Source organism: Paraburkholderia strydomiana, assembly GCF_046030495.1.
Classification (GTDB): Bacteria; Pseudomonadota; Gammaproteobacteria; order Burkholderiales; family Burkholderiaceae; genus Paraburkholderia; species Paraburkholderia strydomiana_A.
In genome coordinates, this window is record NZ_JAQQCJ010000036.1 from 43,983 (window position 1) to 69,684 (window position 25,702).

Genomic DNA, 25,702 nt, shown 5'->3' on the forward strand with positions numbered 1-25,702 from the left:
TGCCTGCTGTTCGGCAAATAGCGCGTTGCGCCCCTGCCCGACCGACCCATCTCCGTACAGCAACAAGCGCGACATTCACTGGATGGCAGGCATAGCTGTTCCTCCCGAATAAACATGACGAACATGATCTAGTCGTGCGTCATGTACCTCGCCTTGCAATTTGAAGCGCCATTTAGCAATTCCTACTTCGAGAAATTCTTTATATTGGCTCGCGGGATAGGTCTCAACAGCACGTTGCGTGAAGTTCTGGGCGGCCTCGAAGGTTTGGCAAGTCAGGAAATAGGACATAGCATTTGTGAGACCTATGAGATTCTTCAGGACACCGACATTCTGCGTCTCGCAAACAACTATTTCTCATTAACCATCTGGTGCAACGGATTCAGCCTTTTATTCATCGACTCTCGTACCCATATCTGCCAGCGTCAGAACAATTCCCAGCCTATCCAATAAGCATTGGGAAAATCCCGAAATAAGATGCGGAATCAGAAGATGTATCGTTCCGGTCAGGCGCCATCATTGATCGCGCCGGTTCCTCGTGATGGCGGGATGGAGCAGTGGAGCAGCTTGGCGGTCGGCAAACCGGCTTGGCCGTTAGTTGCGTTATAAATTCGGATCGGCAGCCACACACGGCATCGGCGCCGTGCCTGTCTTGCCGCGCATCTACTATTAACAGTCTTTAGCTTGTATTTTTGAAATACAGCGTATAGACTGTATAAACAATTTACAGGCTTTAGCCTGTCATGGTGCCAACGCACCTGCCGGAGAATCGCCGTGGACTATCCCATCAAAACACTGAGCCAGTTGCGGCCAATCCTGCAGGGCTACAGAAAGACCGCCGGTCTCACCCAAGCCGCGATGGCGAGTCATCTCGGCGTGACGCAGCAGACTTACGCACAACTCGAAGCCAATCCGGCGGCGGTCAGCGTGGAGCGGCTCTTCAAGGTCCTGCGGGTGCTCCAGGTCGATCTGAAACTCACTCAATCCGCTGGCGACTCAGCCGAAAACGCCGCTGCGGAAAATCCAGCATCCGCTCCCGCCGCCGCGCCTGTAGCAACTCGCACCACGTCCGCACGCCTCGTACAGAAAGCATCGGCCGTAGCAACGGGCGACGTAAAACGCAAAGCCCAATCGACGCGCAAGCAGACAACGTCCGCCGAAACGCCGGCGCGCATCAAAAGCCCGGCGAAACCCCGCGCGCGGACAAGCACGCGGGAAGTCGTCGGCCATGCCGCGTCTGAAGCCCAACGCGCCGCCGCGAAGGCGAGGCGCGTCAGCAAGAAACGGGAGAACTGGTAAGCATGGCGCGAAGCACGCAACCCAGCCGGCTAAACCTCTGGATGAACGGCCTGCAGGTCGGCTATTGGGAAACGACGCGTCACGGCGAACGTCTTGCATACCGGGACGACTGGCTCGACGATCCGCAAGGACGCCCGCTGTCGCTGTCGCTGCCATTCACGCCGGGCAACCAGCCGTATCGCGGCCAGGTCGTCGCGGACTACTTCGACAACCTGCTTCCCGACAGCGAACCGATCCGCCGCCGGATCGCCACACGCTACCGGACCGGCAGCACCGCGCCTTTCGCGCTGCTCGCCACGCTCGGCCGCGACTGCGTTGGCGCGCTGCAGATGCTGCCGCCGGACGAATCCCCCACCGACCTCACAAGCATCCACGGACGCGAACTCAGCGACAGCGAGATCGCCCAGCTGCTGCGCGGCACGACCTCGACGTCACCGCTGGGACAACACGATCCCCTGGAAGATCTGCGTCTGTCGATCGCGGGCGCGCAGGAAAAGACCGCCCTGCTCCGGCATCGCGACCGCTGGCTGCTGCCTGAAGGCAGCACGCCGACCACGCATATCTTCAAGTTGCCGCTCGGACTGGTCGGCAATATGCGAGCGGACATGCGCACCTCCGTCGAGAACGAGTGGCTCTGCTCGCAAATAGTCGCGGCTTATGGATTGCCCGTCGCCCGTTGCGACATCGCCGGATTCGAGGATCAGAAGGTGTTGATCGTCGAGCGATTCGACCGCCGTCCGTCCAGCGACGCGACATGGATCGTGCGGCTCCCGCAAGAAGACATGTGCCAGGCGACGGCCACCTCGGCGCTCCACAAGTACGAGTCCGATGGCGGCCCAGGGATCGAGGCCATCATGGAAGTGCTCTCCGGCTCCGCGCGCGCGGCGCTCGACCGGCGCAACTTCTTCATCACGCAGATGGTCTTCTGGCTACTCGCCGCGACCGACGGCCACGCAAAGAACTTCAGCATCGCGCACCTGCCCGGCAACCGGTACGAATCCACGCCGCTCTACGACGTGCTGTCCGCTCATCCGATCATCGGTGCGGGCGCCGGCAGATTGCCCGCGCAGAAGGTCAAGCTGGCGATGGCCGTACATGGCAAGAACGTTCACTATCTGCTCAATCAGATCCAGCGGCGGCATTGGATTGCCGAGGGGCAACGCGTCGGATTTTCCGCGGCGACCGTAGAGGCGATGATCGGCGAGCTGACGGCACGCACCGACGCGGTGATCGACGAAGTGTCGTCGCGCTTGCCTGCGGACTTCCCGATGGACGTGGCCGATGCGGTCTTCGACGGTATGCGCCGGTTGAACAGGAAGCTTGCGCAATCGAGGTAGCCGTCTAGCGACGCAACTCCCTCGGCCCCTTACCCGTCCAACGCTTCAGCGCGCGCCGGAAGTTCGCCGGGTCGCTGAATCCCAGCAGCATCGCGATGTCGTCGGTGCTCATCCTGGTGGTCTTCAGGTACTCGGTCGCGAGCGAACAACGTACGTCGTCGACAATCGCCACGAACGACGTGCCCTCGCTTTCCAGCCGACGCCGCAGCGTTCGGCTCGTCATCCGCAACGCTTTCGCGACCACTTCCATGCCCGGAAACTCGCCGGGTTGACGCATCAAAATCTGATACACCTCGCCGGATACGCCTACCGACGTCTTCGCCTCGCCGATGAGCCTGTCACACGTTTCCTGCAATAACGTGGCCGTCAAGCGGTGCGCGAGTTGCGGCTTCTGCTCGAGAATCGCGCTGTCGTAGTGAAGCTCGCATTGCGGCTGATCGAAGTAACACGGACACCCCAGGTACTCGGAATAAATCGCGGCATGCGCGGGCGCCGGATACGAAAAGCACGCCTTGGTTGGCGGGCAGGTTCGCCCAGCGACGTCCTGAAGATGGGTCACGTGCTGGGTGAACTGCTGCTCGATCAAAAACTCGCGCAGCTCGCTCGAAGGACTGGAGATGAACGCATCCGGAAACGTCCAGATGCCCTCGTTGGGATACTCGGTCCACTCGATCGTCAGCGTGGGCGTCGCGAGCTGGTGATACTTCACGCCGAGCCGGAAATAGTCCCGCAGCGAGAGACACGACATCAGCGCATAGCCATACATCCCGTACGCGGACAGATGCAAGCGCGAGCCGACAATGAACGGCGTGGCGGGAGAGCACGACAGCAGGATCGCGTTTCTGCAGACGGCGGCGTATTGCCGGACCGAGGTCAATGCCGCCGCGTCGTAGATCCTGTCGACGTCGACACCGCTGCCCTTGAGGCTGTCTTCCGGCGCAATGCCCTGCTCGCTGAGCACCTCGACCAGCGCGGCGATCTTATAGGGCGCGTAGATGCGCTCGTTCTGCAATGGCAACTTCGTGATCCTTCGCAATAAAGATGAAATCTGCAAACGTATTGAGACAAGAACCATATCAGATTGCAGGATAGCAGCACTCATCCGCCGACGGCGTCATGCACTGACGCCGCACCTTCGCCAGGCCGCTCCCGGCAGGAAGTTCAATCATCGTTCTCGCGTGCCGGCAGCCGTTGCGGGATTCTTACGATTGGTGATCGCCAGGCAGCCCGAGTCGCACGAGGCTTTCAGCACTGGCGACGATTGCCTCATCGCTTGATCGCGGCCTCCAGCCAAGCAGCCGGATGGCCTTTGCGCTCGAAGCGTTCATGTTGATGTCCAGCAATGGAGCAGATGCCTTCATCGCTGCTGAATAGCAGCGATACCCCGCTCAACCGATTGCGTTGCTGCTGGTTCCGATCATTCCTGCTGAGGCATCGACTGGCCGATCCTCGCCACACTCAGCCAGATGATGAGCGCCGCAGGTCGCCCCCCAGCGGCCGTTTGATTTTCCCCAACGTAGCCGTTCACCCGTGAGGATGCTCTGCGGAGCAGAAACGGTCATGACAAACCGGTCTCTCCCTGACGAAACGCAGGATCAGGGCGTCCAGCGATAAACGGTAATGCTGGAACCTTTGACGTTGTTCTTCGTGACCACGTACTCGCCCGTCGACCGACGAAATGCCCTGACGCCGTACATCGAATCGATGGCGCTGCTGGCGTCAACGGTACCGGTACTGGTGTTGACGAGTGTGGTGTCGAGATTGCCTGTAGCGAGATTGATGGCGTCGATGTTCGGCAAAGCTTGCCCGCTGCCGAACCAGTAGCCGACAAATAGATAGCTGCCCGCCGCGTCAATCGACTTGGCGCCAGCGTGGGTGAGGTTGATCACCGGATTGGGTGTCGTGGTGTTGCCCGCGCTCCAGCCGTGATACACCTCAATCCGCGTACCTATCGACGTCCAGTCCGTACTCCCAACGATCCCCTGCGCGAGAATCATGGTGTCGCTGTCCGCGAGGTAGACGATGCGCGTCAACGGCTTGATGCTCTCGGGAATGCGAATGGGGACACCGGGCCCCCATGTCGGCTTGCCGCTGGCATCGAAGCCGATCAGCGGATAGTGGTAGATGTACCCGGTCTTGTCCAGGCCGGCCCATACGCCCCCCTTGCTGTCGATGCAGAATCCATCCCTGACCGCGGCGGTCGTTTTGAACGCCGGACCGGGAAGCGTGGCGTCCGGTATTGCGATGTAGCCATTCGCCGCATTGAAGTGAAAGAAGTAGTAGATATCGGGATTCTGGCCCGATGCCACGAGGATGCGGTTTGCGCCGACGGTGGCAAGCTGACCGAAATGCTCGTCCCGTGAGCGATCGTTGATGTTGATGCGTGGATCGGATGGATAGTCGAACGGATCGACAGTGTTCGCTACGAAGGCTCCCCCTGCTGTGCCGCTATAGATGTTGGTGCCTCCATAGAAGTCGACACCGTCAGTGCCAGGGTCCGCAGCGGCGATCCCCTCAAAGTTGAGAGACTGAAGCTTCCATTGCAGGCGACCAGAATTGTTGTAAGCGTGAATGTCGGTGCCGCCGTCGCGGCCGAGATCCCAGCTTCCGCCCCATGGATTGTTGAGCACATAGAGGTTGCCTGCGGTGTCCTTGCCGATGCCAGTGACGCGGGTAAAGCGCTTGTCGCCAACCTGCCCTTTGATGCCCGTCGTGGTATCGAGATAACCGCCCTGAATACCGAACGTACCGACCAGCGCCGGCGTGCCCGAGAGCTTGTAGCGCTTGATGTTCATGTCGGGGCCTTCGTCCCCGACCATGAGCTGCCCCGATGACGCATCGAAATAAAGCGCCGATGGCCGCGCCCCACTCGGCATCTGGATGGTGTTCAACAACGCGCCGCTTGGACTGAACTCGACGACCGAGCCCTCACCCTTCTGGGCGACCCAGACGTCGCCCGCGCCATCCACTGCGAGGGCACCCGGGCCCGTGACGTCGATGTCGCGCTTCCAGACACCGTCGGCGGTGAATATCCGGACGCGGTTGCCATAGAAGTCGCTCGCATAGAGGAGCGAGGCCGCCGTGGCCAGTCCAGTGACGACGTCGACCCGGGGCAGGTTGTTAAATGCACTGACCTGTATCAAAAGATCGCGAGTCCTGGTGGTGCGGTTGTATCGGCCCACCGCACCACTTCCGTATGTCCCGCCAGGCTGCAGTGCCACGAAGATCGACGTCGCGCTGCCCGTGATCGCGCCGCCCTGAAACTCTCCGTGCGCCCCGATCGAGCCGAGGCTCTTGCCGGCCTGGTAGACAGCGACGCCACCCTCGTACTCGTCCCACATCGAGGCCGTGTAGATAACGCCTTCGGGCGCGACCCACATGGAACGCGCGGTGTTACCGACGTGGGCGGCGAGGGTGCCATAGGTGTTCGCCAGCCAGTCCGTGGTGTTTTCCGACTGACTGGCTGGCGCAATCGAGGCGATCACTGCAGCGAGAATCGCAGCATGAATGCGCTTTTGCTCGACCATGACCGATGCTCTCCAAGGGTAGTGATCATTCACGTGAATGATCGGCCAGCGAGATTCCAGATTCGTGATCGGTGGCTTACGTATGAACATATGCAACTCTTTGCGCCTTTGCAAGCCGCACCGCGACTTTGCATACGGACACGAATTGCTATCTCGAACGAATCTCGACCTCCTTTCTGTCGGCCGCCTGCTGTCTCATGCACAGGGCATTCTTTCTTATTGCGCGTAATGCGGCGATCGGCAGCAAGCGACCTCATGGCAGCAGTCCTGCGACAGAGGGGATCAGCTGAGTTCCGGTGAATTGCAGACGTTTCGGCGCTCGGCAACAATGATCAGGTGGCGCAAGGACGCATGTCGATCGGTCACAATCGGACACCTGTCATCGCTTCGCTCAGAGCCCACAACTGCTCTGCCATGGTTAGATCGATTGCCCAGGGCAGCACGCCGTCAGGCGTCGCATGATCCGCAGGCACACTAGCCGCAATATCCGCGTTCTCGCAATAGACTCCGCCGATTCCATCAAGCGCAGAATTCGTCGCACACCATACGGTCGTCGCCGCGCCCTGCTGCACGGTCTTGTACAACCCGCGCTGCGCTTCGGGTATCTCGCCATCCTTGTTCCGGTAACCGAGCGCCTGGAGTTCTTTCATCGTGATGAATCGCTGCAAGTTTGTCTCGATCCGGCCCGGGTGTACCGCGAACGCCCGTACACCGTGCGGCTCACCGCGGCGGTCGAGTGCGATGGCAAACAGCACGCTGGCGGTTTTGGACTGCGCGTACGCACGCCACTTGTCGTAGTCGCGGCGTTCGAAGTTCGGATCGTCGAAGTCGAACGCGGCACGCCGGTGTGCGCCGGACGACAACGTCACGACACGCGCATGGCAGGTGCGCGTGAGCGCAGGCCAGAGCCTTGCCGTAAGCTGAAAATGCCCCAGATGATTGGCGGAGAACTGGGACTCGTAACCGCGGGCGTCGCGTGCGAGCGGCACGGCCATGATGCCGGCGTTATTGACGAGCAGATCGAGCGAACGTCCGCTGGCGACGAAATTCACGGAGAAGGCATCGATCGAAGCCGGATCGAGCAGATCGATCCGAGCCACCTCGGTGCCCGCGATATCGCTCAGTGCTTCGCGTGCTTTATCCGGCGCTCGCGCGGGAACGATCACCGTTGCGCCCGCCTGTGCGAGTGCACGCGTCGTTTCGAGTCCGATGCCCGAGTGCCCGCCGGTCACCACCGCGGTCTTGCCGTGTAGATCGATGCCGTTGATTACTTGTGCGGCGGTGCTGGTCGAACCGAAGCCGGAGTGAAGGGGCGTTTGTCTGGCTGTCATCTGCTCTTCCTGAAGTTAAAAGGTGTGCAACGCCGCCCGGCGTCAAACGGGCTGGTCCGCTTGGTAATACTCAACGACGAGCCCGTCAGGATGCCGCACGGTGAAATTCCGGCCGCCCGCCGCGGCGCGCGGTTCATGCAGAATCTCCGCACCCTGGGCACGCAGCTGCGGCAGGAACTCGTCAAGCGCGTCGACGATGAATACCGCCTGCGCGTCACGCACAGGGGCGAGTGCTTCCGGACTACCGGCCAGAACGATCACTGCGCCGATCACTGCGATTTCGATACCGACGGAGTCGAGCCGGATACGTCGTTCGCACGATTGTCCCAGGACCGCTTCGTAGAACGCGACAGTGCGTTCTAGTGCTTGTGGCATGACGTAAAGACGAAAGGCTTTGTGCAGGATCTGCATGGGTCTATGCCTCGTGATGATCGATGACGACACATTCGAAATTGTTCGCCCGGGCTGCAGCCGCCATGGCTTCGGGCAACGCGGCGAGTGGAGAGATGCGTGAGCGCGGCAGGTCGATGTCGAGCGGACCGCTACCAGTCAGATCGAGCAAACGTCGCTGCGGTGCCATGGGCATCGGGGCCAACCGCCCAGACGTTCGAGTTGCCATGCTTTCATAGCGTGTCCTTGACGGCGTTTGGGATCGCGCGCCGGTTATCAAAAGATGCTGGCCGCAAGTCCCCAGGCCAAGTAAATCGATCTCGACCAATGTTCACCGGAAGTGGCAAAAGGATCTCGTGCAGGTTTTCTCGCCGCTTCAGTGGCGACAATGATCGCGCGGGAGATTGACCGCGGCTATAATCAATAAGGCTGAGTTCTTATTCGATCGTACATTTGTGGACGCGTTATTAGACGTACTGTCGATGTTGCGGGTCGGCAGCCGATCGATTCGCCGTAGTGACGGCGTGGTCCGATATCAGGGCGACGGCGACGAGGAACGCGTCAGTCTTGCGAGCGGCCGCTTTACTTGAAAGCGACGTCACTGACTTGTTGCTTAAGCACTTGACCCCGCTGATCCATCTACGCGCAGCCGACCTCGATGCGCACGCGTTATCCAGCGTGCTGGATTTGCTGATCTGAGAGGGATTTTCGTGCGCGAATCGACGGCTGCTTTCCAACGCAGCCTGGATGATCAATTGCCGGTCAGCGAAGCGCAGTGACGGCCTACGATACCTGGCGTTAAATCACACTGGCCGAATCGTATTGGAAATCGAAAAAACGTTCTCGCCGGCGTATACGAAATCACGCTGCATTTCGACATGCCACTTCAAGAAGTTCCGACTGTTCGATTTCCGTGGAAGCATCCAATCATGCAGTTCAATGATCACCAGCGGAAATCTGTTTAATTCCTCGGAGTGGCGTGAAAAGAGGTCCGACTCTGCGCCCTCGATGTCAATCTTCAGGATGAACGGCGTTCCGCTCGATTTCGCTATCACCTGTTCCAGCGTCATCGCTTCAACGGCGTACGAGTGATCGGTGGGCTGCTCAGCCGTACGATATCCGCAGGCGCCTCGTCCCGGATCGTCCAGATAAAGCGTACCACTGGTCGCTGCAATGGCGGCGTTCAGCGGCACCACAGATGGGAACGAGATCGAGTTGCTCTTGAGGAGTTCGTAGTTCGATACGTCCGGCTCAATAGCCAGGATCTTCGCTTTCGGATACGTGAGCGCAAACCAAACCGCACTGGCCCCGATGTTGGCCCCGGCGTCGACGATGATCGGATCCGGACAGGCCCGGTAAAAGTCGACTATCTCTTGCGCCCGGCTAAGATGGTCCGTTGCATACACCCGTCGAAAAAAAATCTGCTTGCACACCGTTCGGTCCGGTATTGAAGGCCGGAAATTGAAGCGCCTTCCGCCGGGAAGCCTCAACCCGTGCAGACCGTATCGAGCGGTTCCCCAAGCATCGGGAGACTGATCTTTGGGTCGCAGCAATCGCACGAGCCCTGGTGGCAACATGTCCTTCAGGGTGGACTTTACAAGGTCGTGCATGTTGGTTCTCCGCGTGATCGTATCGCTGGTTGGGACAGCAGCTGCATCGACAGGAATCTGCCGATACTCAAAAGGCACGCACCCCTGCTAGGGTAGTCTACGGATTTCAGCAATTCACCTCGGGCCTCTCCCTATTTCCGGTATACGCGCCAACCTTGTTTAGTTCAAAGTCCCAGCTGCGGCGGACGGCGCTGGATCGGTGATGAGTGGCGTGCCGCGAAAGCCGCTTCCCCGGAGCAACGGCCGCTACTATTTATGTTGTTATGTGATGGCCGACCGACGCGGGTCGTTATAGTAGGCATCGGTCCAGGGGACTCTCCCGAAAGACACGGCCTGCGCGCCTGCGCGACACAGCGCGCCTGAGCCAAAGGGGATCCGTACGATTCAGGGAAGGGTTCATGCCCTCCAGAAGCGCAAGAAACTTCGCCGGTGAGTACGGCTTTCGAAGAAATGCAGTGGGACGAGCGTCTGCCGGCACCCTGTCAACTGCCGATTGCAGCAGGAACGGGACCGAAAAGTAGACGGGGTGTGATGCGACCGACCGCTACAATTGAACACCGCTCATCAACGGCAGCATATTGTCAGCAACGATGGCGCATGAAACCTTCGTGCGGGCATCGTTGTGAGCGTCTGCCCCAATGGTCGCGTATTGCTGGAGCGGATATTTCCTGGCCCGCTCACAGCGCCTATCCAACCTCGACGCGATTACGGCCGGATTTCTTCGCCCGATAGAGCGCACGGTCCGCGCGCTTCATCAACGCGTCAACGTTGACCTCGCCTGCTTCACGTGTGACCACGCCGATGCTGACGGTGAACGGAATCGGCTTAAGGCCCCACACGTGCTCGAAATCCTGTCGTTCGTAGCGCTGCCGAAGGTCGTCCGCGATCATATGCGCAAGATCTGCGTCCGCGCCCGGCAGGGCCGCTACGAACTCCTCGCCTCCCCAGCGAGCGAACAAACTCGGCCTGTCTGTCATTGATGCCCCGACCTTCGCCAGCACGCGCAAAACCTCATCGCCGGCATCGTGGCCATGTTGATCGTTGATCTTCTTGAAAAAATCGATGTCGAGAATGAACACCGACAAATCGTCTCCGGTGACAAGCATTTTCTCTATGCATTCGACAAACTCACGGCGATTTGGCAGACCTGTCAACGCGTCAGTCGTGGCCTGCTTTTTTAGCAGGTCCATTAATCGGGCGCGATCGGTTATGTCGCGCACGACTGCCATGAATTCGATCCCTCCGTTCAGGTCGATTTTGGAGACCGCGATTTCGACTGGTATCACCGATCCGTCGCGATGCCGACCGTACACACTATTACTCTCGTCCATGCGCGGCGGCGTCGCCTGCCGCGCGCCCGGATCGTACGCGTCCGCGAACTGCTGCACCTTGCGCGGATGGTTCGCGCGAAACCTCTCGGGCAACAAGGTGACGATTGGCCGCCCGAGCACCTCGGCTGACGAATAGCCAAAGAGATTTTCCGCTGCGCGATTGAACAGCGTGATGTTGTGCTGATCGTCCATTGCCACGATAGCGTCGTAGGCCAAGTCGACCAAGGCGCGATAGCGCGAGGCATCAACATCCGGCTGCTGCGTCAGATTTAACTTCGCAGCCATGTCGAAACCGGTCACAAGAATCTCGCGAACGCTAACGTCGGCGCTTGTATGCCCGATCAGTTTGAGCGATAGGCGCCACCACCGTTTCCCGTCGCGGAAATCGTAAGTTTGCGCCGGCTCCTGTGCTCGGTCGGACGCAAAGCAAGCGAGGAGTTTCTCGCCAAGCCCGCGCGACGCCGAATCCGTAGTCAGCGCTCCGAATGGAATGGGGAATGCCTGCGAAACTGCACCCGCTCCGCCTGTCAACTGGAAGAACGGGTCGTTGCAGGCGGTGAGGACAAGATTCCCGCGCTCATTGAGCCCGATCATGGCGACGCATACGGCGACGTCATCCATGCCCTGGCTCGGCTCCTTGGACCAATCAGACAAAATCTCACCTTGCAAAAGCTTTATTCAATACCGGGTTTCCGAGCAAGCCCACCTGCGAGCCGCGCGAGCGCCCCGTTGTGCCGCCGTTCGCCATCGATGGCGGCGCATCCTTGATGCTCGGCGGCTACCTATAATCCATGTCGGGCCTGAGCGTAATTCCACGTGCACATCCATCCCCGGCGCCCTTGCACAACAAGCAGCGACTGAAGCCATCGTGCGGCAGGGGTCGGCCTCGTCCGCCACTACACGCGCGTCCGGACTTCATACTCGGATCGCAGCGGACTTTTCGCACTTCCGGCGTTCCCTGAGATGAGCTGAGACCTGATCTACCGACATAGGCTTACCGAACAAGTACCCTTGCGCAAAATCGCAGCGCCGCGACGAAAGCCAGCGTGCAATGTCCTGTCGCTCGACACCCTCGGCGGTCGCTTTGATCCGCAGGCTATTCGCGAGGCCTAACACCGCGGAAACAACTTTCTCGTGCCCTGGCACGCCAAGGTCAAGGAACGAGCGGTCTATTTTTATTTTGTCGATCGCAAGCTGCGTCAGATGGTAAATCCCGGAATAACCCGTACCGAAATCGTCGAGTGCGATACTTATACCGCGCGCGCGAAGCTTCGCCAGACTTTCACGAACTGCCGCGATGTTAGTGACAAGTGCCTGCTCGGTGATTTCCACTTCGAGTCTGCCGGGAGAAAAGTCATGCTCGACCAGCGTATCGTGCAATTGGCCCGCAAAGCCGGTGTCCTCCAGCATCGACGCAGTCACGTTGATCGCTAATATCAAGTCGCGCGGCCAGAGCTTTGCATAGTCGATCGACTTTCTCAGCAATGAGAAAGTCATACACGGAATCATGCCCAAACGATCCAGAATCGGAATGAAGGTCGAGGGCATCTGCATGCCGCGATGGGGATTCTGCCAGCGGGCCAATATTTCGAATCCCACAATTTCTTCGTCCGGCAGACTGACAATTGGTTGAAAGAACGGTTCGATTTGATCCTGTGCGACAGCGCATATCAGATCGAATTCCAACTGCTTTGCTATTTGCTGCTCGCTTTCATATCCCGGGTCGTAAAAATTAAATGTAGCGCGTCCGGTACTTTTCCCACGATACATTGCGTGGTCTGCGCAGTGCAAAAGTGCATCGGGCAGGATCGCATCAACGTATGCGATGCTCATCCCGATTGTCGCGCTGATCGATATGGCGCCCTGCAACGAAACGAGGGGTGCACCTATTTCCCGCAAGATGCCTCTTGCAAGACTCGCAAGCGACTCCTTGTCGGCATCGTCGACGATCATCGCAAACTCGTCGCCGCTGAGTCGGGCGAGGCTCGACGCGGGCCGGTCAGTAAAACGCCTAAGGCGCTCGGCGATCTCGCACAACACCTTATCCCCGATCGCATGACCATACGAGTCATTGATTGACTTGAACATGTCGAGGTTGATCAGAAGAACCGCAGCCTTCTTCCGGTCGTCCGCAAGCATGACTCCCAGCTGGTCACTGAACACACGACGGTTAAAAAGCCCTGTCAGCGCGTCATGGCGCGCCAGTGATTCGCTCAGCGCCTGCTCGCGTCTCAGTGCGATGTAGCTCTCGTGCTGGTTACGTAACAGTCGACCCAGCCATACTGCGGGGACGATAAGCGCAAGGAGCGCAAAGCTGGTGGACGTCAAAATAAAGCGCCAGCGCTGTGCCGTCTCGAATGATGGTTCGTAGGCCAACCCGATCGCGCGCATGGTCCAGCCTTCCAGTTCAACTTCCCAGAAACAGGATAATGCGAAGACAGTTGCAAGCACCGTCGCCGCGAGACCGATGACCTGCCGGATTGTCTGATAGGGAAAAGCGCGCATAACCTGAGCGAAGCTGTGGGACCGTTATCGCGTTATCGGCATAAGGAAGACGAACTGAAGTGCCAGAGCGGGTTCATTCATCTCCGGAAATCGGGGCACAATGCGATCCTTTGGCGCGCCCCCGTCGTGCCGGTAATTTTGTCTTCTTCTACCAGGCCTGGCGCAAGGTCTGCGTATGTGGAATCAGGTCAGGATCCGGATCCATCGGAGCGAAGTCGGACAGAGGTGTGAGGAGAATGTGTCCTTCCGCGATCCGCAGGGCTGTGTAGCGTGGATTGTCGATGTTGCGCATCGCAAGGTTGAGCAAATCCCGCCTGATGAATGGCAACATTGCGGCAGCAGGACCGGTCACGGCTTGCGAACCCTCGCAAGGACCTCTAAAGATATGTCTATGGTCAAAGCCGGTTAGTCCCAGATTAGACGCCACACTTTCGCCATGGGCCGCACGGCTTGTCCGTCGCGCGCGATCCGGTCGAAGCGGGGAATCAGCGCAACGTCCCTGCGGGGTGTGCAAGTCTCACTGGGTACGAATGAATCGAAACGCGGCGAATACCCGCATGGATGAAGCTCAAACTGGTTTTCAACTTTATTGGTCGCCTGAACTCGCAAGTTGGCAGATTGATTGTTCAGTGCGTCACTTTATTGTGACCGGCCATTCGAAGACACCGCTTCACCTCAGAATGTCCGTAGACAACATCCAGCTGGCCGAAAATGACCTTACTGACGCAATCGTATCCCACTAGTATCGATACCACAACCGGCCAGTCCGTCGACTGGCCAGCCAACGATACTGGAGACAACGCTTGCTCAATCGCAAAGTCATCATTTCCTGCGCGATCACCGGCGCAACCCATACGCCGTCGATGTCCGAATACCTGCCGTTGACGCCGTCGCAGATCGCCGGGCAATCCATCGAAGCCGCGCAAGCGGGCGCCGCGATTCTCCATCTGCATGCGCGCAACCCGGCCAACGGCCAACCGACGCCATCGCCCGATGTGTTCAGGCAGTTCGTTCCCGCGATTGTCGAAGCAACCGATGCGGTCATCAACATCACGACCGGCGGCAGCACAAGGATGACGCTGGCGGACCGGCTGGCTTACCCGCGCCTCGCCAAACCGGAGATGTGTTCGCTGAACATGGGCTCGATGAACTTCTCGATTCACCCGATCGCCGCACGGATGTCTTCGTGGCGTTACGACTGGGAGAAGGACTTCATCGAAGGCATGGAAGACACGATCTTCCGCAATACCTTCAGGGACATCAAAAGCATCCTGCTCGAACTGGGCGAGCATGGCACGCGCTTCGAGTTCGAGTGCTACGACGTCGGCCATCTGTACAACCTCGCGCATTTCGTCGATCAGGGCTTGATCAAGCCGCCGTTCTTCATCCAGTCGGTATTCGGCATTCTCGGCGGACTGGGCGCCGAACCGGAGAACATGACGGTCATGCGCGCGACCGCCGACCGCCTGTTCGGCCGCGAGAACTATCATTTTTCGATTCTCGGTGCGGGACGCCATCAGATGTCGTTCGTGACGATGGGCGCCATCATGGGCGGCAACGTGCGGGTCGGTCTGGAAGACAGCGTCTTTCTTTCGAAGGGCGTGAAGGCCGAAACGAATGCCCAGCAGGTGCGCAAGATTCGCCACATTCTGGAGGAGCTTTCGTTCGAGATCGCAACGCCGGCCGAGGCGCGGCAAATGCTCGGCCTGAAGGGCGCGGACAAGGTCAACTTCTGACCGCGGTCTTCGGACCCGGCAAAAAATAACAATGCACCAACTTTGGCGGAGACATCATGACAACTCAACTGGCCGGCGACGGCAGTAACGAACTGCATCGCCTGGCGACACATAAGGCGATGCTGCGGCTCATCCCGTTGATGTGCGCGATCTATTTCATGTCGTACCTGGACCGCACCAACGTATCGCTTGCCAAGGCGCGCCTTGCCGTCGACCTCGGAATCAGCGCGAGTGCGTACGGACTCGGCGCGGGCATTTTCTTTCTCGGCTATGCACTGCTCGAAGTGCCGAGCAATCTCGCGGCGCATCGCTTCGGCCCGCGCCGCTGGATTGCGCGCATCGCCGTGACGTGGGGCGCGCTTTCTGCCGCGATGATGTTCGTCACCGGAGAATGGTCGTTCTACATCATCCGGGTTCTGCTCGGGGTCGCCGAAGCGGGGTTGTTCCCGGCACTCATGTACATGGTGACCTTGTGGTTTGCACCGAAAGACCGCTCGGTCGCGGTGGGCTGGATCTACACCGCGCCCGCTCTCGCACTCGTGATCGGCAATCCGCTGGGCGCCGCGTTCATGCAGATGGACGGCCTCGCTGGCCTGCACGGATGGCAATGGCTCTTTCTGCTCGAAGGGCTGCCGACGGTTGTGGTCGGCGTGGTGCTCTGGTTCAAGCTGCCGGAAAAGCCGGCCGACGCGCGCTGGTTGTCGAACGACGAGGCCCGCGTGCTCGAAGCGCGCGCCGTGCCCGATGCCGCGCATGCCCGCATCTTCTCGCAGGACTGGGTCGCCGCGTTGAAGCAGCCTGCCACGATCCTGATCGGGCTCATCTATTTTCTGAATCAGGTGGCGTTCGTCGGCCTCGTGTTCTTTACGCCGGCGATGATCCAGCAAATGCACGTCAAGTCTTCGCTGATGGTGGGCGTGTTGTCGAGCAGTGTCGGCATCGGCTTTCTGCTCGGCGTTCTGGTGCTGCCGCGCATTCACCGTCGCGTGACCAATGACTGCGTCTATCTCGGCGTGCTGACTGCGGGTCTTGTCGTCAGCGCGATTGCATTCATCTCGTCGACGCATCTGCTGGCGCAGCTGGCGCTCTTCGTCGCGACCGCCTTCTTTGCGGGCGGTGTGTTGCCGCTCTATTGGGCGATTGCGATGAAACGGCTACACGGCATTCAGGCCGCCGCGGGCCTCGCGCTCATCAACACGATCGGACTGATCGGCGGATTCGTCGGCCCGTATCTGTTCGGCCTTGCGGAGAGCGCGTCGGGCAAAAGCGCGGCAGGATTTTCGGTCGTCGTCGCGGCATCGGTCCTTGGGCTCATCCTAGTTCCGTTGCTCGCGAAAGCGATTCGCTCGGAAAGTCGCGCGGCGGCCAGTCTCAACGAACTGCGTTTGAATATCGAACCATGAGTCTGAGGAGGCGCGCCGCATCGAGTCGAATTGAATCGAATCGATAAAGCACGCTCTTCGTATCCAGACTCTTATTCTCCGGGGATGAGTAGAAGCAATGAGATTGAATGGAAAGGTAGCCATTATTACGGGAGCCGGCCAGGGCATTGGCGCGGCCACCTCACTTAAATTCGCCAGGGAAGGCGCAATCGTCGTGGTGTGCGACGTGAATCCCACCGCGATATCCGATGTCGTCGCTTCGTGTCGCGAAGCGGGGGCGCAAGCGCTCGGCTTCAGCATCGACGTTGCGGACCGCGCGGCGGTCGACCGGATGGTGGCCGACGTTGTCGAGCAGTACCGCAGGATCGATGTGCTGGTCAACAACGCGGGGATCACACGTGACGCACGTCTTCAGAAGATGACGCTCAAGCAGTTCGACGATGTCATCGACGTGAATCTGCGAGGCGTGTTCCATGCGTCACAGGCTGTTGCCGACAGGATGGTCGCACAGGGAGCGGGCGTCATTCTCAATGCGAGCTCGGTCGTCGGTATCTATGGAAACTACGGCCAGACCAACTATGCGGCCGCGAAGTTCGGCGTGATCGGCTTCACGAAGACGTGGAGCAGAGAGCTCGGCCCTAAGGGAATACGTGTCAACGCAGTGGCGCCCGGCTTCATCGATACGCCTATCCTTTCGACGGTGCCCGACGACGTACTGGCGAAGATGCGCGAACAGGTCCCACTGCGCAGGCTCGGCAAGCCGGAGGAAATCGCGAACCTTTACGCATTTCTCGCCAGTGACGAAGCGAGTTATATCAACGGCGCCGTGATCGAAGCATCCGGCGGCATGACGCTGTAGGCCGACACGACACGCCCATTCAAGGAACCGTATGAACACCATCGATCTTCTCAAGCCCGCGCCCGGATTGCGCGTATTGATTTCGGGCGCGGCCGCCGGCATCGGCGCCGCGATTGCGCAAGCGTTTCTCGAAGTCGGCGCGCACGTCTACATTTGCGACGTCGATCCCGTTGCCGTCGACAAGGCGGCAAGGCGGCATCCGCGACTCCATACCGGTATCGCTGACGTCGCCGACCGTGAGCAGGTAGAGCGCATCATCGACGACGCACGGACGAAACTCGGCGGTCTGGACATCCTCGTCAATAACGCGGGTATCGCCGGCCCGACCGGCGCCGTCGAAGACATCGACGCCGAACAGTGGGAACGCACCATCTCCACGAACCTCAACAGCCAATACTATTTCCTCAGAAGGGCTGTGCCGGTGTTGAAGGAGACTTCCGATAATCCATGCATCATCGCCATGGCTTCGGTAGCGGGACGGCTGGGATATCCGTTTCGCACGCCCTATGCGGCGACCAAATGGGCCATCGTCGGTCTGGTCAAATCGCTCGCGATCGAGCTCGGACCGAGCAACGTCCGCGTGAATGCGATCCTGCCGGACGTCGTCGGAGGAGAGCGCATGGACCGTGTGATCTCCGCCCGCGCAGAGGCTTTGGGAATCAGCTTCGACCAGATGAAGGAAGAATATCTGGAGAAGATCTCGCTACGACGAATGGTGACGGTCCACGATGTCGCCGCGATGACGCTGTTCCTTGCATCGCCGGCTGGCCGGAACATTTCCGGTCAGGCGATCAGCGTGGACGGAAACGTCGAGTACCTGTAACGCGCGCTATGACGCTAATGCGCTGCTCGCGGCGCAGACGGTCGAGTAGCCGGTTCCACAACTAGCCGGCCACGCGCGCTGAAATCCGTGTGAACGATCGGGCCGAGCATAGCTGCATGGACTGTGCCTGGCAACGCGCGGCGACCAGCGAAAAATCCGCCATAGTCGTCAACGCACGTCGGCGTCTCCCCGGCCCGATCTTGCAGCACGCGTGCGCAAGCGGCACGTGTGCTGCATTGCCTCCTTTGCGCCGCGTCAGGGCGTGCCGGAGACGATGTTGGAGATAGTCCAGTTGCTGGTCGAGACCAGCACGTAGTCTCCGTTGACGCCTAGCCACTTCTGTCCACGCGGCGGAGCGTTGAGCCCATGGCCACGCCAGTCGTCCATGATGAAGTTGTAAGTACGGTACTCAGTGGGAATGCGTTGCCCCTTCTTCCAGTCCCGATGGGGAATCGTCGGCATGACCTGCTGGCGGCCCATTGACGGATTGGCCATCGGCGCGCCCCCTCCCGGCGGCGGACCGGCCGCGATCGCAACCAGAGACATGCCGGAAAGAGAAAGGGCGACGAGTTGCACAATGATCCGCTTGTTCATGATCAAACCCCCCTGCTGTGGAAGAAAGGTTAAGGTGTCACAGCGTTCAATGCCTTTTCGAAGTCACCATGCCCGTTCATCTCCACGCACTGCCTGACTCATGTGAAGGTAATCGTGCATCGTTGCGACACCCGCATTCATGCCATGGATAGACTGCCTGGTTATGCAATGCAAGGTTCGAAGGGTATCTGAGACCGATACCGCAACCCATCGAATGACTCGATGTTCATTGCATTCGGCGATACTCATTGCGAATGCAATTACCCGATATGCACAGGAAATAAACGTTGATTCGGGTTTTAGTCGTAGTCGATCTGAGTATAGTAAAAGGGCGTTCGACTTCAAGCCGGGATGCCCGTTGGCAGCCAATATGCCGCGGGATCAAGTCGACAATCGCCGGCGCTTTTGAAATGGCAGGCAACATTTCGGCCAATGTAAATCGTGCGCCAGCAGCCCTCACTTATCGCCAGGTGGTGGGGCGGTCGCAGTTGCAGTTTCGATCTGCGCGGTGGGAAGGCGCCACATCCTGATGCCCGCATACGCAATCGCTACGGTCAACAGCGGACTCGCGAAGCAGAACACCGCAAAAGGCGCGTAACTCAGCGTGGATACCCCCAACGTCGCCGCCATATAGGCGCCGCAACTATTCCATGGAATCAGCGCGCCGGTCGGCGTGGCCGCATCGCCGACTGCGCGCGACAGCACCACTGGCTCGAACCTGCGCCGCGCAAACGCGGTCTTGAACATGCGCGCGGGAAGCACCACGGCGATGTACTGGTCGGCGGTGACCACGTTGGTGGCGACGATCGCCGCCACCAGTGAAGCGACCAGCGCACCGCCCGATTTCGCTTTCTCGATGACCGGCGCAATCAAGCGTTCGAGCACGCCGCACTTTTCGACCACGCCGCCGAACCCCAACGCCGTGATGATCAGCCAGATCGTGTTCAGCATGCTGTCCATGCCGCCGCGCGTCACGAGTATGTCGAGCGCGGCATTACCCGTTGACGCCTTGTAGCCGCTCGCCAACGCGAGCCATACGCCTTTGAAAAGTGCGAGCCAGGCCGGCACGCCCTCTCTCGCCGACGCAAACGCGATCACGCGTTCGGGGGCCACGCACACGGCGAGCACGCCGCCCGCCAGCGCGCCGAGAAAGATTGCCGTGAATGGCGGCATTCTGAAGATCGCCAGCAAGATCACGAGAAGGAGCGGCACGAACAGCCACAACGAGATGTGGTAGGCGCCGCGCATGGCTTCGATTTCGCCGCTCGCGTCGAAATCGCCGGGCTGGCCCAACAGATAGAAGACGCCGAGCGCAATGGCCATCGACACGGCCGACGTCAGAAACATCTCGCGAATGTGCCGGTACAGGTCGACGCCGGCCGCAGCAGCAGCGAGATTGGCGGAGTCGGAGAGTGGCGAAGACTTGTCGCCGAAATACGCGCCCGAGATGATCGCACCAGCCGCAATCGCGGGATTCAATCCCATGCCGTGAGCAATGCCCATCAGGCCAATGCCGATCGTGCCGGTCACCGTCCACGAACTGCCAATGCTGACCGAAACGACCGCGCAAATGGCTGCCGCGGTGACGTAGAAGTAGTTGGGACTGAGCAGTCGGAGGCCGTAATAGACCATCGCCACGAGCGTCCCGCTGAGCGCCCAGGTGCCGATCAGCGCGCCGACCGCAAACAGGATGAAGATCGCACCGATACCCGTACTGACACTCGCGACCGCCGCTTCGCCGAGCGAGGCCAGCGAATGTCCGCGACGCCAGCCGATGAACACCGCGATCATCGTCGCGGCGACGAGACCCACCTGATTCGGGCCGCTCGCACCCGCATCGCCGAACAGATAGTACGACAGACTCACCAGCACGATCAGGCTGGCGACGGGGACGATCGCCTCGATCATCGTCACCGGTTCAGGTGATTCGGGCCTCTTCATTTAAGCTTGTCCCCATGTCGGCAACAACTGTGGCCCATCTGATATTGCGTCGATGAAGTCCCATTGCAGCGCGAGCACGCTGCCTGCTCGCCGCGATACCGGCGGGCAGGCAACACAGCCCCAGCGGCTCGCCCGATTAGTAGTCCACCGGATCGCGCTGGATCGGGCACGTCATGCAGTGGCCGCCGCCACGGCCCCGACCGAGTTCCGCGCCGACGATCGTGATCACCTCGATGCCCTGCTTGCGCAGCAACGTGTTGGTGTAAGTGTTGCGGTCGTAGGCATAGACCACACCCGGCGACGCACACACGAGGTTCGCACCGCTGTCCCATTGCGTGCGTTCGCGCTGATAGTCGCTGCCGCCCGCCTCCACCACGCGCAGCTTCTTGAGCCCCAGGGCTTCGGCCACTACATCGACAAACGGCTTGTCCTCACGATGCAGTTCCACACCGCTCGGATGGCTGCTCGGCCGGTACGAGAACGTGCGTGTCTTGTTCATGAAGTCCGGTGCGAGCAATACGCAGTCGCGGTCGGCGAACGTGAACACCGTATCGAGGTGCATGGCCGCGCGAATCTTCGGCATGGCCGCCACGATGACGCGCTCGGCCGCGCCCTTCTGGAACAGCGTCGCCGCCAACTGGCTGATTGCCTGACGCGAAGTGCGCTCGCTCATACCGATCAGCACGACGCCTTTGCCGATCGGCATCACGTCGCCGCCCTCGAGCGTCGCGAGACCGTGGTCCTGAGTCGGGTCGCCCCACCACACGTTGACCTTGCCCGCGAAGTCGGGGTGGAACTTGTAGATCGACGTCGTGAGGATCGTTTCCTCATGACGCGCCGGCCAGTACAACGGATTCAGCGTCACCCCGCCGTAAATCCAGCAGGTCGTGTCGCGCGTGTAAAGTGTGTTCGGCAGCGGCGGCAGCAGGTACTCGGTGGCCCCTGCCGCTTCTCGCGCGATCTCCAGCGCCTTGCCGCCATGCGCTTCCGGGAAGTCGTGAGTCGACAGGCCGCCGATCAGCGTCTCGGCTAGCTTGCGATTGTCGAGGCCTTCAAGAAAGCTGCGCAACTCGTCGATGAAACCGAGTCCCACCTGATTGGGGACGACCTGGTTATCGAGAATCCATTTCTTGCCTTCGGGCACCGCCACGGTTTCCGCCAGCAGGTTGTGCATCTCCAGCACTTCGACACCGCGGTCCCGCATCTTGGTGACGAAGTCGAAGTGATCGCGCTTGGCGTTCTCGACCCATAACACGTCGTCGAACAGCAGTTCATCGCAGTTGCTCGGGGTCAGCCGCTGATGGGCTACCCCTGGCGCGCACACCATCACTTTGCGCAGTTGCCCGACTTCGGAATAGACACCAAACCCGTCCGTTTTCGCATCCGTACTCGCCATGATGATCTCCTGAATGCCGGCCTTCGACCGGCGATGTTCAACCCGGTGCCATTAGATCGTGATCATGCCTGTTGCCAGGCCGTAGATGCCGATGACCGCGCCAATGACGGCAACGATGAAAATGATCCAGTCCGACGTGGTGAAGACCGTCTTGCCTTGCTCTCGCCGGGCCCAGATATAGAGCGCCGTTCCAGGCGCGTACAGCACGGCGGACAGGAGGATGAATTTCACCCCCCCTGCATAGATCATGAAGACCGTGTAGATCACGGCAATGCCGGCCATGATCAGGTCTCGCCGGCGTTCCTGCGGACGCATCTCGTAGCTTTCGCCGCGATTCGAAAGCATGAATCCGTATGCCGCCACGAACAGGTAGGGAATCAACGACATCGCGCTCGTCAGATTGAGCATCAGCGCGAATGCGTCCCGCGAGAAGAAGGTGCTAATGACGAAGAGCTGGACGACGATGTTGGTCAGCCACAGCGCATTGGCCGGCACCTTGTTGGCATTCTCCTTCGCGAAGATCGCGGGCATGTCTTTGGTCTTCGCGGCGGTGAACAGCACTTCGGCGCAGATCAGCGACCACGCGAGATAGGCGCCCAACACCGAAACGATCAAACCCAGGCTGACGAAGATCGCACCCCAGTGCCCGACCACCGCTTCGAGCACGGTCGCCATCGAAGGCTGGCGCATGCCCGCGACGTCCGCGCGCTGCAGCACCGCATAGGGGAGCATCGTCACGAGCACCATCAGCGAGGTCACGATGATGAAGCCCATGATGGTGGCCTTGCCGACGTCGGTACGCTCCTTGGCATAGCGTGAATAAACACTGGCCCCCTCGATCCCGAGGAACACGAACACCGTGACCAGCATGGTTGCACGAACCTGCTCGAAAAGATTCCCTTCGAGCCCTCCGCCGTAGAAATTCGCGCGGAACAGATCCATTCTGAAGCCGACGGCCAGGATGACGAGGAACACCAGGATCGGGATGATCTTGGCGACCGTCACCACGCTATTGATAAAGGCGGCCTGCTGCACGCCTTTCAGAATCATGAAGTGGAAGAGCCATATCCCGATCGACGCAACGACGATCGCCACGACCGTATTGCCGTCGCCGAACACCGGAAAGAACGCGCCCAGTGTCGACTTGATCAGCACCCAGTAGGAAACATTGCCGATACAGCTACCAATCCAGTAGCCGAAGGCGGAAAGAAAGCCGGGGTAGTCGCCGAAACCTGCCTTGGCGTAGGCGAACACACCGGCATCGAGTTCAGGTTTTCGTTCAGCGAGAGACTGGAACACGCGCGCCAGCATGTACATCCCGGTGCCGGCAATCAGCCACGCAATGACGGCGCCCAGTGGGCCAGTGGCATTTGCAAAAGTTCGAGGTAAGGAGAAAATCCCCGCTCCGACCATTCCGCCCACCACCATGGCGGTGAGCTGCATTTTTGACATTTTCTGCGCTGTGGATGCCATTCGGATTCCTTTTTAGTTACCTTGTTAACTAGGGTGGCATTAGTTTCGAACGTAACGTATCTTTCACAGCTTCATCATGTCCAGCCCGGCCGCACTACTCTGCAACCGCCACATGAAAAGAATGGTACGTCCGCACGCTTTTGTCAATTGATCGGGAGCCAATATCCCCGCCGTCTCTGCGCACGCACGACATTACCTGGTATCTGCCCCGGCTTAGGTCAACGCATATCGACATGCATGATGCTTATATGTGGCCAAGGCTAATTCGAAAATCCGGGCCAATCTGATTGTTAGCTGGCTCGATTCGTTCGCACAATGAAAATTGGAGAGAATCGCCGATGGGTCGATCACTCGACATCAGCATGTTGAGCATCGACAATCGATATGAGGTATCGATAGGAGGAGGAGTTTGAAGCGTACCGTCGCTTTGCTGCAGTGCGAGCACAGTGACCCGATTGAAAACTGTTAAATCGAAGCGAATGGTTCAGATCGGCTGCGAGTTACGAAGCAATGCTATTCATCACCGGCAGTGGGATGTTCATTGATGCCGGCTGTCCCGCCGTGCTGCTTGCGAAGGATTTCGCAGAAATGAGCGCATTAGCGACCACCAGATAGCGCACATAGAAAAACGAAAGCCGCGTTCGTCAACAACCAGTCATAAAATTTTGTCTGCGCGTACTCGAAGTATCACATCGAACACGAACGATAAACTGAAGTTGGCATCGTGAAGCGTGACGATCGAATCATGGCGAGACCTTGCTTCGTTCCACTCAGCACCACCGATTTTATGCCGTGCGAATGTACCGGAGTCATTCTTCTTTATGAACAGCGATGGCCGGGAAAGATGTGAATCAGGCAACGCCGAGTCAACGGAAAATCACACAACGTTCTTGTGCCGACTAATCGCATGCTCTTAATCGGCGAATTTGTCTGGGCGCGAGCCTTCGACGAAATGAGGCGATCCGCATTTGAATCGCGGCCGCCATCTCACGCTTCATTGCGCTGCACCATTCCGTTCAACGGCCCGCGCCTAAAGCAGCTTCCTCAACGTCAGCCGCGCCTCCAGACCACCACCCTGACGGTTCTGCAACGTCAACGTCGCATCCATCGCCAGCGCGAGTTGCCGTGCGATGGCAAGACCGAGCCCCGTGCCGCCCGTATGGCGATTGCGCGATGTTTCCACCCGGTAGAACGGCTCGAACACCGCTTCCAGCGACTCGGCCGGTATGCCGGGGCCACTGTCGAGCACACTGATCGTCGTCTGGCCATCGTGTACCGCCGCAATCCTGATCTCGGCCGCGCCGCCAAACTTCAACGCATTGTCGACGAGGTTGCCGACGATGCGGCGCAATGCCTGCGGCCGCGTCGTCACCGACGTGCCGAAGCGGCCTTCCAACGACACATCCTGACCAGCATCGACGTAGTCGAAGACGAGGCTGTCGAACAGCGCATCCGGATCGATGCGGCACGGCACTTCGGTCGTGCCGTGCATGGTCCGCGCGTATGTCACGCCTTCTTTGACCAGCGTCTCCATCTCCTGCAAATCCTGCCTGAGCTTCGCGCCTTGTGCGTCGTCGTCCATCACGTCGACGCGCAAGCGCATGCGCGTGATCGGCGTTTGCAGGTCGTGCGAAATTGCCGCGAGAATCTGCATGCGTTCGGTCATATACGTCGCGATCCGGTCCTGCATCGCGTTGAACGCACGCGCGGCGCGCGCCACTTCGGAAGGTCCGTCTTCCGGCAGGCGGTCCGCTTTCAGATCGGGGCCGAGCGTGTCGGCGGCCTGCGCCAGCTGATGCAGCGGACGCGTCGCGAGCCGCACCGCGAGCCAGCAGCACGCAGCAAGCACCACCAGTTGCAATAGCAGCACCAGCAGCAGCCAGCGTGACAATGGCGCGCCCGGCATCGGACGCATATCGATCGTCAGCGGCGTGCCGTCGCTCAACTTCAGATGCACCTGCAGGCGTTCGCGGTCGCCGGGGACCGCGTTCACCGTCAGCGGATAGCGGCTGCCGATGCCGTCGTCAATCGAGCGCGCGACACGCTCCGAGAGACTCGCATCGACGGGCGCGCCTGAAATGCCCGGTCCGAGGACGAACTCGTAGCTGCGCCGCGCGAGACGCGGCAGCCACTGGGCCCGCTCATCGGGCGGCAAATGATCGAGCAGCGCG

General features: G+C 59.7%; 21 protein-coding genes and 1 pseudogene. 6 read left to right on the forward strand and 16 right to left on the reverse strand.

The features are described from left to right. Nucleotides 1-75 precede the first annotated feature (75 nt). On the reverse strand, nt 76-288 hold the full coding sequence (locus tag PQQ53_RS32175) for a hypothetical protein (protein ID WP_408148897.1): 213 nt from the start codon (nt 286-288) through the stop codon (nt 76-78). 483 nt (nt 289-771) lie between these two features. Between PQQ53_RS32175 and PQQ53_RS32180 the strand changes: the two genes are divergently transcribed. Beyond that, nucleotides 772-1,296 (forward strand): helix-turn-helix transcriptional regulator, encoded by a 525-nt coding sequence (locus PQQ53_RS32180; RefSeq protein WP_408148895.1) that lies wholly within the window; start codon nt 772-774, stop codon nt 1,294-1,296. 2 nt (nt 1,297-1,298) lie between these two features. Then, on the forward strand, nt 1,299-2,633 hold the full coding sequence (locus PQQ53_RS32185) for a type II toxin-antitoxin system HipA family toxin (protein WP_408148893.1): 1,335 nt from the start codon (nt 1,299-1,301) through the stop codon (nt 2,631-2,633). A gap of 4 nt (nt 2,634-2,637) precedes the next feature. Here PQQ53_RS32185 and PQQ53_RS32190 read toward each other — a convergent pair whose 3' ends face one another. From PQQ53_RS32190 to PQQ53_RS32235, 10 genes and pseudogenes are all read right to left on the reverse strand, one after another. Beyond that, a complete protein-coding gene (locus PQQ53_RS32190) occupies nt 2,638-3,708 on the reverse strand; it encodes an AraC family transcriptional regulator (protein WP_408148891.1) in 1,071 nt (356 codons plus the stop codon). A gap of 127 nt (nt 3,709-3,835) precedes the next feature. Next, nucleotides 3,836-3,997: pseudogene (locus tag PQQ53_RS32195) on the reverse strand (aldehyde reductase); the annotation flags it as partial. A 231-nt stretch (nt 3,998-4,228) separates the two neighbouring features. Next, nucleotides 4,229-6,160: an SMP-30/gluconolactonase/LRE family protein gene (locus PQQ53_RS32200; protein WP_408328605.1), complete on the reverse strand. Its 1,932-nt coding sequence runs from the start codon at nt 6,158-6,160 to the stop codon at nt 4,229-4,231. A 362-nt stretch (nt 6,161-6,522) separates the two neighbouring features. Beyond that, nucleotides 6,523-7,491, reverse strand: a complete 969-nt coding sequence (locus PQQ53_RS32205; protein ID WP_408328608.1) for an oxidoreductase — start codon at nt 7,489-7,491, stop codon at nt 6,523-6,525. 42 nt (nt 7,492-7,533) lie between these two features. Further along, the gene (locus PQQ53_RS32210; protein WP_408148886.1) at nt 7,534-7,902 is read right to left on the reverse strand and encodes a VOC family protein; all 369 of its coding nucleotides are present in this window, start codon (nt 7,900-7,902) and stop codon (nt 7,534-7,536) included. A gap of 4 nt (nt 7,903-7,906) precedes the next feature. Then, nucleotides 7,907-8,071, reverse strand: coding sequence for a hypothetical protein (locus tag PQQ53_RS32215; protein ID WP_408148884.1), 165 nt, complete (start codon nt 8,069-8,071; stop codon nt 7,907-7,909). A gap of 613 nt (nt 8,072-8,684) precedes the next feature. Then, a complete protein-coding gene (locus PQQ53_RS32220; protein ID WP_408148882.1) occupies nt 8,685-9,491 on the reverse strand; it encodes an FkbM family methyltransferase in 807 nt (268 codons plus the stop codon). Nucleotides 9,492-10,177: 686 nt separating this feature from the next. After that, nucleotides 10,178-11,443 carry a sensor domain-containing diguanylate cyclase gene (locus tag PQQ53_RS32225; protein WP_408156414.1) on the reverse strand — a complete coding sequence of 422 codons (1,266 nt, stop codon included), beginning with the start codon at nt 11,441-11,443 and terminating at the stop codon, nt 10,178-10,180. 294 nt (nt 11,444-11,737) lie between these two features. Next, entirely contained in the window at nt 11,738-13,327 is a 1,590-nt protein-coding gene (locus PQQ53_RS32230; RefSeq protein WP_408328611.1) for a putative bifunctional diguanylate cyclase/phosphodiesterase, read from the reverse strand. 148 nt (nt 13,328-13,475) lie between these two features. Continuing rightward, entirely contained in the window at nt 13,476-13,658 is a 183-nt protein-coding gene (locus tag PQQ53_RS32235) for a hypothetical protein (RefSeq protein ID WP_408156418.1), read from the reverse strand. Nucleotides 13,659-14,130: 472 nt separating this feature from the next. On the opposite strand from PQQ53_RS32235, the gene kce reads away from it, so the two are divergent. From kce to PQQ53_RS32255, 4 genes are all read left to right on the forward strand, one after another. Continuing rightward, nucleotides 14,131-15,063, forward strand: a complete 933-nt coding sequence (kce, locus tag PQQ53_RS32240; protein WP_408148874.1) for a 3,5-dioxohexanoate:acetyl-CoA acetone transferase — start codon at nt 14,131-14,133, stop codon at nt 15,061-15,063. Nucleotides 15,064-15,119: 56 nt separating this feature from the next. Beyond that, a complete protein-coding gene (locus PQQ53_RS32245; RefSeq protein ID WP_408156420.1) occupies nt 15,120-16,466 on the forward strand; it encodes an MFS transporter in 1,347 nt (448 codons plus the stop codon). A gap of 97 nt (nt 16,467-16,563) precedes the next feature. Further along, complete coding sequence (gene fabG / locus PQQ53_RS32250; protein ID WP_408156422.1) at nt 16,564-17,304, forward strand: 3-oxoacyl-ACP reductase FabG; 741 nt, start codon at nt 16,564-16,566, stop codon at nt 17,302-17,304. Between the two features lie 31 nt (nt 17,305-17,335). Continuing rightward, complete coding sequence (locus tag PQQ53_RS32255) at nt 17,336-18,127, forward strand: SDR family oxidoreductase (protein ID WP_408328614.1); 792 nt, start codon at nt 17,336-17,338, stop codon at nt 18,125-18,127. Between the two features lie 255 nt (nt 18,128-18,382). Here PQQ53_RS32255 and PQQ53_RS32260 read toward each other — a convergent pair whose 3' ends face one another. From PQQ53_RS32260 to PQQ53_RS32280, 5 genes are all read right to left on the reverse strand, one after another. Further along, nucleotides 18,383-18,721 carry an RcnB family protein gene (locus tag PQQ53_RS32260; protein ID WP_408148866.1) on the reverse strand — a complete coding sequence of 113 codons (339 nt, stop codon included), beginning with the start codon at nt 18,719-18,721 and terminating at the stop codon, nt 18,383-18,385. A 456-nt stretch (nt 18,722-19,177) separates the two neighbouring features. Next, complete coding sequence (nhaC, locus tag PQQ53_RS32265; protein WP_408156426.1) at nt 19,178-20,662, reverse strand: Na+/H+ antiporter NhaC; 1,485 nt, start codon at nt 20,660-20,662, stop codon at nt 19,178-19,180. 136 nt (nt 20,663-20,798) lie between these two features. Then, entirely contained in the window at nt 20,799-22,058 is a 1,260-nt protein-coding gene (gene arcA, locus PQQ53_RS32270; RefSeq protein WP_408148862.1) for an arginine deiminase, read from the reverse strand. Nucleotides 22,059-22,109: 51 nt separating this feature from the next. Next, nucleotides 22,110-23,531 (reverse strand): basic amino acid/polyamine antiporter, encoded by a 1,422-nt coding sequence (locus PQQ53_RS32275; protein WP_408148860.1) that lies wholly within the window; start codon nt 23,529-23,531, stop codon nt 22,110-22,112. 1,030 nt (nt 23,532-24,561) lie between these two features. Continuing rightward, on the reverse strand, nt 24,562-25,702 hold a 1,141-nt coding region (locus tag PQQ53_RS32280), incomplete at its 5' end, for an ATP-binding protein (RefSeq protein WP_408328617.1).

Coding starts and splice junctions, on each gene's coding strand:
- PQQ53_RS32225 (WP_408156414.1), bottom strand. CDS start 11,443: ATGGATGACGTCGCCGTATGCGTCGCCATGATCGGGCTCAATGAGCGC.
- PQQ53_RS32200 (WP_408328605.1), bottom strand. CDS start 6,160: ATGGTCGAGCAAAAGCGCATTCATGCTGCGATTCTCGCTGCAGTGATC.
- PQQ53_RS32190 (WP_408148891.1), bottom strand. CDS start 3,708: ATGGTTCTTGTCTCAATACGTTTGCAGATTTCATCTTTATTGCGAAGG.
- arcA (WP_408148862.1), bottom strand. CDS start 22,058: ATGGCGAGTACGGATGCGAAAACGGACGGGTTTGGTGTCTATTCCGAA.
- nhaC (WP_408156426.1), bottom strand. CDS start 20,662: ATGAAGAGGCCCGAATCACCTGAACCGGTGACGATGATCGAGGCGATC.
- PQQ53_RS32185 (WP_408148893.1), top strand. CDS start 1,299: ATGGCGCGAAGCACGCAACCCAGCCGGCTAAACCTCTGGATGAACGGC.
- fabG (WP_408156422.1), top strand. CDS start 16,564: ATGAGATTGAATGGAAAGGTAGCCATTATTACGGGAGCCGGCCAGGGC.
- PQQ53_RS32175 (WP_408148897.1), bottom strand. CDS start 288: ATGTCCTATTTCCTGACTTGCCAAACCTTCGAGGCCGCCCAGAACTTC.
- PQQ53_RS32255 (WP_408328614.1), top strand. CDS start 17,336: ATGAACACCATCGATCTTCTCAAGCCCGCGCCCGGATTGCGCGTATTG.
- PQQ53_RS32275 (WP_408148860.1), bottom strand. CDS start 23,531: ATGGCATCCACAGCGCAGAAAATGTCAAAAATGCAGCTCACCGCCATG.
- PQQ53_RS32260 (WP_408148866.1), bottom strand. CDS start 18,721: ATGAACAAGCGGATCATTGTGCAACTCGTCGCCCTTTCTCTTTCCGGC.
- PQQ53_RS32205 (WP_408328608.1), bottom strand. CDS start 7,491: ATGACAGCCAGACAAACGCCCCTTCACTCCGGCTTCGGTTCGACCAGC.
- PQQ53_RS32215 (WP_408148884.1), bottom strand. CDS start 8,071: ATGGCACCGCAGCGACGTTTGCTCGATCTGACTGGTAGCGGTCCGCTC.
- PQQ53_RS32210 (WP_408148886.1), bottom strand. CDS start 7,902: ATGCAGATCCTGCACAAAGCCTTTCGTCTTTACGTCATGCCACAAGCA.
- PQQ53_RS32220 (WP_408148882.1), bottom strand. CDS start 9,491: ATGCACGACCTTGTAAAGTCCACCCTGAAGGACATGTTGCCACCAGGG.
- PQQ53_RS32230 (WP_408328611.1), bottom strand. CDS start 13,327: ATGCGCGCTTTTCCCTATCAGACAATCCGGCAGGTCATCGGTCTCGCG.
- PQQ53_RS32235 (WP_408156418.1), bottom strand. CDS start 13,658: ATGTTGCCATTCATCAGGCGGGATTTGCTCAACCTTGCGATGCGCAAC.
- PQQ53_RS32245 (WP_408156420.1), top strand. CDS start 15,120: ATGACAACTCAACTGGCCGGCGACGGCAGTAACGAACTGCATCGCCTG.